Origin of the sequence: Halomonas sp. SIMBA_159 (genome assembly GCF_046536035.1) — a bacterium.
Taxonomy (GTDB): Bacteria; Pseudomonadota; Gammaproteobacteria; order Pseudomonadales; family Halomonadaceae; genus Vreelandella; species Vreelandella venusta_A.
In genome coordinates this window covers 1-257 of record NZ_JAWJBT010000967.1, presented here as the reverse complement: position 1 = coordinate 257, position 257 = coordinate 1, and the positions used below count along the sequence as shown (strand labels likewise).

The window sequence follows — 257 nt, the reverse complement described above, 5'->3', positions numbered from 1 at the left end:
AATCAAGATGATGAACAAGAACAAGATTTTTCCGCGCTGGCCAATCAGGCGATGGGCAAGCGTACCGACAGATTGCCCTTTGTTGCGGACCGACAATGCAAGTGTCCCGAAATCATGGACGCCTGCCGCAAAAACTGTCCCGAAAACGACCCACAGGACGGCCGGAAGCCAGCCCCAATAAACAGCGATAGCCGGCCCGAGAATCGGCGCAGCCCCTGCAACGGAAGTAAAATGATGCCCCCATAAGACAAACTTAT

At 53.7% G+C, this 257-nt stretch carries 1 protein-coding gene; it reads right to left on the bottom strand.

From position 1 onward, the window contains the following. Window positions 1-257: carbon starvation CstA family protein (locus R0J87_RS22135; RefSeq protein ID WP_498889005.1), on the bottom strand; the 257-nt coding region annotated here is incomplete at both ends.